Below are 2989 nucleotides of genomic sequence, written 5' to 3'. Positions count from 1 at the left end.
AGGAGTTTTAGGACTTGGTCAGTTGAAACGTAAAGAAGACGAAAGCAACTAAGCTCTAAAAGTTAAATAAAAAAGAGGAACTTTGTTTCCTCTTTTTTGTACCCCTAAATTAAAAACGCTTCCTATTGATTTTCACTCATAAAATCAACTAATTTATGTTAAAATGGTAGTAGAAAGTTGAGATTATGAGTTATTTTAAAAAATATAAATTTGATAAGTCACAGTTCAAGCTTGGTATGCGAACTTTCAAAACGGGGATTGCCGTATTTATAGTTCTCTTGATTTTTGGTTTTTTTGGCTGGAAGGGGCTTCAAATCGGAGCACTAACAGCGGTCTTCAGTTTACGAGAGAGCTTTGATAAGAGTGTCCATTTTGGAACTTCGCGTATCTTAGGAAATAGCATCGGAGGTTTTTATGCCCTTGTCTTTTTCCTCTTAAACACTTTATTTCATGGAGCCTTTTGGGTAACCTTACTAGTTGTTCCGATTTGCACCATGTTAACCATTATGACAAATGTTGCCATGAACAACAAGGCAGGAGTTATCGGTGGTGTAGCGGCTATGTTGATTATTACCCTATCAATACCAAGCGGAGAAACATTTTTGTACGTGTTTGCGCGCGTATTTGAAACATTTATGGGAGTTTTTGTCGCAATCCTTGTAAATTATGATATTGAGCAACTGAAACTCTTTTGGGAGAAAAAAAGAAAATAATGTTACATTTTATGACATTATTCATTGACGTATGTCTTTTTTTAGACTATAATAGACAGGAAGAAGGAAATTGTAAATGAAGGAAAGAGAATTTCGCCGAAATATGGCTGTTTTTCCTATCGGCAGTGTTATGAAGTTGACCGATCTCTCAGCGCGTCAGATTCGTTATTATGAAGATCAAGAGTTGATCAAACCTGATCGAAACGAAGGAAACCGTCGCATGTATTCGTTGAATGACATGGATCGTCTACTTGAAATCAAAGATTATATCTCTGAAGGTCATAATATTGCTGCGATTAAGAAAAAATATGCTGAACGCGAGGCGAAGTCCAAGAAAGCCGTGAGTCAGACGGAAGTGCGTCGTGCACTTCACAATGAACTCCTCCAGCAGGGGCGCTTTGCTTCAGTACGGTCACCCTTTGGTCGCGGTTAGGCAATCGCAAGTAGTCATATATTAAGGAGAAAACCCATGCCAATCACAGCTGCAGATATTCGTCGTGAAGTCAAGGAAAAAAATGTTACCTTTATCCGTCTCATGTTTTCAGATATTCTGGGAACCATGAAAAACGTCGAAATTCCTGCTACAGATGAACAGTTAGATAAGGTCTTGTCAAACAAAGCCATGTTTGATGGCTCTTCTATTGAAGGTTTTGTACGTATCAATGAGTCAGATATGTACTTGTACCCAGACTTGGATACATGGACAGTCTTCCCTTGGGGAGATGAAAATGGAAGTGTTGCAGGTTTGATCTGTGATGTCTATACAACAGAAGGCGAACCCTTTGCAGGTGACCCACGTGGTAATCTGAAGCGTGCACTTCGTCATATGGAAGAAGTAGGATTCAAATCTTTCAACCTTGGTCCAGAACCAGAATTCTTCCTCTTTAAGTTGGATGAAAATGGGGATCCAACACTTGAAGTAAATGACAAGGGTGGCTACTTCGACTTGGCGCCTACAGACCTTGCAGACAATACGCGTCGTGAAATCGTTAATGTCTTGACCAAAATGGGATTTGAAGTAGAAGCGAGTCACCACGAGGTTGCGGTTGGACAACACGAGATTGACTTCAAGTATGATGAAGTCCTCCGTGCCTGTGACAAGATTCAAATCTTTAAACTTGTTGTTAAAACCATTGCTCGTAAACACGGTCTTTACGCAACCTTTATGGCTAAACCGAAATTTGGTATTGCTGGATCAGGTATGCACTGTAATATGTCCTTGTTTGATGCAGAAGGAAATAATGCCTTCTTTGATCCAAATGATCCAAAAGGAATGCAGTTGTCTGAAACGGCCTACCATTTCCTTGGCGGTTTGATCAAGCATGCTTACAACTATACTGCCATCATGAACCCAACGGTTAACTCATACAAACGTTTGGTTCCAGGTTATGAAGCGCCTGTTTACATTGCTTGGGCTGGTCGTAATCGTTCGCCACTTGTGCGCGTACCAGCTTCACGTGGTATGGGAACTCGTCTCGAGTTGCGTTCGGTGGACCCAATGGCAAACCCATACATCGCTATGGCTGTTCTTTTGGAAGTTGGTTTGCATGGTATTGAAAACAAAATCGAAGCACCAGCTCCTATCGAAGAAAATATCTACATCATGACAGCAGAAGAGCGTAAGGAAGCTGGAATTACTGATCTTCCATCAACTCTTCATAACGCCTTGAAAGCTTTGACAGAAGATGAAGTGGTCAAGGCAGCCCTAGGTGAACACATCTACACTAGCTTCCTTGAAGCGAAGCGTATCGAGTGGGCTAGCTATGCGACCTTTGTTTCACAATGGGAAGTTGATAATTATCTTGATTTGTATTAAGAACATAAAAAAGATTGTCTGATTGGGCAATCTTTTTTATTATTGCAAATATTTAGATGGATTTTGATGTTGTTTTTGGTATATATAACATAGTAAATGACGCAAAAATGGATTATTAGTTGGGCTGATTAAAAAGTAATAATATTCTGAAAAAACTCAGAATAATATTCCCGTAATCCTATCTCGAGAATCTCTCTAATGTATGAAATAGTAGGTTTTTAACATTCTAAAAAAAATTTACAATTTGACAACATATTTCTTGAAATACTAATTAGTAAATGATAAAATATCATTTGACATGAATGAGGTTTAGCTCTCGTTTTTATAGATTGATATATTATTTAATTGAAACTTATTCATGATATTTTACTATTATAAGAAAGGAGATTTTGTGTAAAAAAGACAGATGGTGGTCTCTGTTTTAAGAGATGGAGTCATCATAGCTTTAGCGGTGGGTTTA

General features: G+C 38.5%; 3 protein-coding genes. All 3 read left to right on the top strand.

Going from position 1 to position 2989, the window contains the following annotated elements; all coding sequences use genetic code 11:
* The first annotated feature begins 185 nt into the window (after window positions 1-185).
* The 3 genes from HMPREF2655_RS02965 to glnA all read left to right on the top strand — a co-directional run bounded on the left by HMPREF2655_RS02965 (window position 186) and on the right by glnA (window position 2529).
* Window positions 186-713, top strand: a complete 528-nt coding sequence (locus HMPREF2655_RS02965) for an FUSC family protein (RefSeq protein ID WP_000119887.1) — start codon at window positions 186-188, stop codon at window positions 711-713.
* A 76-nt stretch (window positions 714-789) separates the two neighbouring features.
* Window positions 790-1146 (top strand): transcriptional repressor GlnR, encoded by a 357-nt coding sequence (gene glnR, locus HMPREF2655_RS02960; RefSeq protein WP_000664333.1) that lies wholly within the window; start codon window positions 790-792, stop codon window positions 1144-1146.
* 36 nt (window positions 1147-1182) lie between these two features.
* A complete protein-coding gene (glnA, locus tag HMPREF2655_RS02955; RefSeq protein ID WP_001122885.1) occupies window positions 1183-2529 on the top strand; it encodes a type I glutamate--ammonia ligase in 1347 nt (448 codons plus the stop codon).
* The last annotated feature ends 460 nt before the right edge of the window (window positions 2530-2989 follow it).

The sequence above is a fragment of the Streptococcus sp. HMSC066F01 genome, from assembly GCF_001837335.1.
GTDB lineage: Bacteria > Bacillota > Bacilli > Lactobacillales > Streptococcaceae > Streptococcus > Streptococcus oralis_S.
The sequence above is the reverse complement of the archived record's forward strand: the minus strand, read 5'-3'. Positions and strand labels throughout refer to the sequence as shown.